Raw genomic sequence first — 381 nt, 5'->3', positions numbered from 1 at the left:
ATGATCAGGATGAGGCAACGCCAGATTCGCTTGGCGCATCCAAACAAGCCGCGCTGGATAAGGATGAATTACCATCCACCGAAGCACCAAACACTGCAGCAACAGAAGCTGAATCTGAACGGACTGCTGAACGGACTGCTGATTAAAGACCCTCAGAGGGCTGATCAAAAGGCCTGTGTGGGTGGATCAGAGCGGTGAGGGCTGAAACCGGGGCAACGGACAGGCTTTACCGCTTACTTTACGCTTTACTTAGTTGACTGTATTAGTCGGATATAAACATAATACCGACCCGATCGGAGGAATTGTTATATGCGACTGACAACCAAGGGCCGCTACGCGGTGACAGCCATGCTGGATCTGGCCATACACGCAGAAGATGGC

Annotated in this window: 1 pseudogene; it reads left to right on the top strand. The window is 51.7% G+C overall.

Features of this window, described 5'->3' with window-relative positions:
- Positions 1-309 precede the first annotated feature (309 nt).
- Positions 310-381 (top strand): annotated as a pseudogene (locus Q4563_RS16910) (Fe-S cluster assembly transcriptional regulator IscR); the annotation flags it as partial.

The organism is Gilvimarinus sp. 1_MG-2023, from assembly GCF_030548285.1.
This window is presented reverse-complemented; position numbering and strand designations above follow the sequence as displayed.